3 protein-coding genes are annotated in these 4,470 nt (G+C 73.4%); all 3 read left to right on the forward strand.

The genetic code is table 11. From position 1 onward, the window contains the following. The first annotated feature begins 836 nt into the window (after window positions 1-836). Window positions 837-1,319, forward strand: a complete 483-nt coding sequence (locus tag ACGF3I_RS35150) for a hypothetical protein (RefSeq protein ID WP_393139389.1) — start codon at window positions 837-839, stop codon at window positions 1,317-1,319. 491 nt (window positions 1,320-1,810) lie between these two features. Then, on the forward strand, window positions 1,811-3,130 hold the full coding sequence (locus tag ACGF3I_RS35155) for a beta-xylosidase (protein ID WP_393139391.1): 1,320 nt from the start codon (window positions 1,811-1,813) through the stop codon (window positions 3,128-3,130). A 61-nt stretch (window positions 3,131-3,191) separates the two neighbouring features. Beyond that, window positions 3,192-4,223, forward strand: a complete 1,032-nt coding sequence (locus ACGF3I_RS35160; RefSeq protein ID WP_393139393.1) for a WxL protein peptidoglycan domain-containing protein — start codon at window positions 3,192-3,194, stop codon at window positions 4,221-4,223. Window positions 4,224-4,470: the final 247 nt, after the last annotated feature.

Consider the following 4,470-nt stretch of genomic DNA (forward strand, 5'->3'; position numbering starts at 1 on the left):
CGGGGGCTGCGCCCCCTGCACCCCCCTTTCGCGCCTGAACGGCGCTCGTCCTCAATCGCCGGACGGGCTGAGGTGACCGGTGCGGGCCAGCACCGTGCCGCCAAGGGGCGCGAGGAACTGCGCGAGAAGCGACCACGGCCCGCACACGGCCGAGGGGTTAGGGGCGCGGGGAACTGCGCGAGGCAGAGCCGGGATACACATGCGGGCCGACACCAGCCCTGCCAGGGGCGCGGGGAACTGCGCCAGGAGCGACCACGGCCCGCAGACGGCCGAGGGGTTAGGGGCGCGGGGAACTGCGCGAGGCAGAGCTGAAATACACATGCGGGCCGACACCAGCCCTGCCAGGGGCGCGGGGAACTGCGCGAGCAGTGACCACGACCCGCACACGACCCACCCTCCAGGGGCGCGAGGAACTGCGCGGACCGGGCAGCCCGATGCGGCACAGGGCGCGGGTGCGGACAACGGCGGGCCGGAGCGAGCCAGGGCGGGCCGGGGCGGGCCGGGGTCGCTTAAGAATCAACGCGATGCCCCTTGTAATCCACAGCCCCCCGCGCATCAATGGACGGCAGTCGATCCGACGGCCCGTCAGATCCCGGGCGGACCGGCCCAGGGCGCAGAGCCGCAGCCCCGGCGCCGAAGTCGGACCGAGTCCCACACCCCTCCGCGCAAGCGAACGCACCCCGCAAGCGAACACCACCAGCACCACCACACCCCGCCCCCGCAGCGCCATGCCCGCACGCCCGCGCACCCGTGCGCGTGGGCCGGCGGGGGCCGCTGCGCGGTCGTGTGCCGAGGACGCGGCAGACGATCAACTCCCTGTCATGGGAAGGGGAATCATGCGTAAGAGCATCAGAAGGCCGGTCGCGCGGGCCGCACTCGCCGTGGGGGCAGTGGCCGTCGCGGGCCTCGCCCTCGCGCCGGGTGCCGCCGCCGTCACTCCGGGCTCGGCGACCGCCACGTACGACTGCGGGTCCTGGGGCGGCGGCAGCGCCACGCTCGCCGCGACCCAGAGCGGTACGGCCGCGACCATCACGCTGACCTCGGCCGTCACCACCCCGGTCGCCGTCGGAGCCAACCAGATCAGCGCGACCCTGACCCTCGCCAAGGGCGGCGGCGGCACCAGGGTGTTCAGCGGCAAGGCCAACCCCGCGCTGCCCGCGGGCAGTTCGGTCACGATCGGCCCGCTCAAGGGGACCGTCGCCGCCGGCGACAGCCTCGACTCGTACTTCGCCGGCACCGCCCTGAAGATGACGATCTTCGGTATCCCGGTGAACTGCGACGCGACGACCTCGCAGGCCCCGGGCCCGTTCGTGTTCTGACCGGTCAGGGGGAGGGGCGGGCCGAGGGGCGGGGGTAGGCCCGGGTGCCGAATCCGGGCCCCGGCGCCGAATCCGCCCCCGGCCCGGGCCGTTTCGCCCGGACAACCCGCCCGGACCGTCCCCCATCGCTCGCGTGCGCAGATCGCTCGATGCGCAAGGAAGCCGGCGTCGTCCCGGGCGACGCCGGCTTTTCGCACGCTGTCGCCGTACTAGTCCAGCCCCGACCCGTGCAGCCCCGACCCGTGCAGCGTGCAGCCTCCACCCCCAGCGTGTAGCCCCCCACCCGTGCAGCGTGCAGCGCGCCACCCGTACAGCCCCCCCACCCGTCCAGCCCCCCCACGGACGTGCAACCCCAGGATCTTGACAGCATCTGATGGGTCATCAGTTATTGCACCAGGATTCCATTGACTTCTTTTCGCGCCGAGCCGTCAATGGCCCCCTGTCGGCGCAGCCGAGCCGCGCTGTGCCACTTCAGGAAGGGGGGCACGCCCATGTCGGAACGTCGAAGACGGCGTCTGGCCGCCGTATTGGGGGCGGTCGCACTCGCCGCCGGGACCGGCGCGCTCGCCGCACCCGCGAGCGCACTGGCCGCGACGCCCGTCGACTTCGCCACGCACTGCATCCCGCCGGCCATCGCCGGCATCCCGCCCATCGACGGCACCACGAACGCGACCATCACCGTCGACAACGCGGCACCCAAGGTGGGCGACAAGGTCACCGTCACCTACACGGTGAACAAGCCCGCCGCCAGCAACCCGGTCGACATCGCCCTGCCCGCCGACATCATGACCCCGACCGGCAAGGTCACCCTCTCGGGCGCCCAGACCGGCAGCGTCGACGTGGCCGGGCCGAAGAAGAACGATCCGGTGCCCGGCAAGGGCGCGTTCCCGGCGTTCTCCATGAGCGGCAGCTTCACCGCCACCCAGGCCGGCGCGATCAACCTGTCACCCGGCGACTACAACATCCACACCAGCTACATCATGGAGCTGGACACCCCCTGCACCGTCACCAACCCGCCCGCGCCCGTCTCCGAGACGGTCAACGCCACCGACGGCGGCGGCCAGGTGAACGAGCGCAGCATCACGGCCGACCCGGCCTCCGGCAACGCCGGGGACCGCACCACCGTGACCGGCGCCAAGTTCACCCCGAACGCGGACGTCACCGTCGCGGGCTGGAACGGCACCGCCACCACCGCCGACAAGATCACCTTCAAGGCGGACGCCAACGGCGGCTTCACCGCCCGGCCCAAGATCACGGACCCGGCGACCACCGGAATCGTGGCCTACGAGGGCGCGGCCTGGGACCCGGCCCACGGCGCGGGCCCGGTGGCGTACACCGTGAACAGCGGACCGCCGCCCACCGGACCGAGCCAGAAGCTCAACGCCTCGGTGAACGCCGGCACGCTCGCGATGACCCAGGCGGGCGACAGCGTCGACCTCCAGGCCGTCGACTTCGGCAAGGGCGGCGCGGCCACCGGCGACCTGAACACGATCACGGTTCAGGACTTCCGCGGCGGCCCGGCCGGCTGGTCCCTGACCGGCAAGGTCACCAACTTCACCGGGCCCGCCGGATCCATCGACGCGGGCGCCCTCGGCTGGACCCCCTCCTGCGCCACCAAGGCCGGTTCGCCGTCCGTGTGTGCCGCGGGATCGGCCGGGAGCGTGGGCAGCGCGGGCGCGACCCTCGCCTCCACCCCCAATGCCTCGCTCACCGGCGGCGAGTTCACCGTCGGCGCGAAGCTCTCGCTCGACGTGCCGGCGTTCACCGCGCCCGGCGCCTACAGCGGCGTACTGACCCTCACCCTCACCTGATGTCCACCCGTGGGCCGGGCGCGCACCCGGCCGGCCCACCCGTCCTCGGGGGTCCCGCACCGTGCGCAAGCCGTCCGCACTCCTCCTGGCCGCCGCCGTCCTCCTCAACACCCTGCTCGCCCTGTTCGCCGCACCCCCCGCGCCTGCCGCCGACAACGGCAACTGGTCCGTCTTCCCCGCCTCCTCCGGCACGGCCCAGCGCCCGTACTTCTACCTTTCCGCCGACCCCGGCACCACCCTCGACGACAAGGTCACCGTCACCAACAAGACGGCAGCTCCACTGACGTTCCGGCTGTACGCGGCCGACGCCTACAACACCGCGCGCGACGGCGGATTCGCCGTACGCACCGAGAAGGAGCGGCAGACCGGAGTGGGGGCCTGGGCCAGGCCCGCCCGGGACACCGTCACCGTGCCCGCCCGCTCCTCGGCCACCGTGCCCTTCACGCTCACCGTGCCCCGGGGCGCCGAGCCCGGCGACCACGTCGGGGCGCTGGTCGCGCTCGACGCCCGGATCGCGCCCGGGGGCGCCGGCGACGGCAAGGTGGCGGTCGGTGTCCAGCAGGCGGTGGGCGCGCGGGTCTACCTGCGGGTCGGCGGGCCCACCGTGCCCGCGCTGGCCGTCGAGCACGTCTCGCTCACCCAGCACCGGCCGCTCGTGCCCGGCACGGGGGAGAGCCGCACCGACATCACGTACACGCTGCACAACCGGGGCAACGTCACCCTGAACCCCAAGGTGTCGCTGAGCGCGACGGGACTGTTCGGCCGTACGCTGCTCAGCCGCGGGCTCGCGAAGGTGCCGTCGGAGTTGCTGCCCGGGCAGGAGGTCGTGCTCTCCGAGGTGTGGCGGGGGTCTCCCCAACTCGACTGGGGGGACGTGTCGTTGGTGGCGACGGCGCAGGGGGCGAAGGCCTCCGGCGGGGCCTCTTTCCTCGCTCTGCCCTGGCTGGCGGTGGCAGTCCTCCTGGCCGCGGCCCTGGCCTTCACAGCCCACCGCACCCTCCACCACCGCACCCCCACCCAGTCCCCACCACCCACCCAGTCCCCACCACCCACCCGAACCAGAGCCCGACCACACACCTCCCCACACCCTTGACCCCGTCACCCCCCGGCCCCCCGCAGGGCGTGCCCGCTTCTCGCGCAGTTCCCCGCGCCCCCAGCGGGACCGGGGGTGGCTGGGGTGTGCGCAGTTCCCCGCACCCCTTGGCGGGACCGGTGCTGGGCCGTGTGAGTAGCCCAGCCTGCCTTGCGCAGTTCCCCGCGCCCCTTAACTGCCTGGTGCTGGGCAGCACCAGGCCACCTCAGCCCGTCCGGCGTTTGAGGACGAGCGCCGTTCAGGCGCG

Source organism: Streptomyces sp. NPDC048111 (assembly GCF_043202815.1).
Lineage (GTDB): Bacteria > Actinomycetota > Actinomycetes > Streptomycetales > Streptomycetaceae > Streptomyces.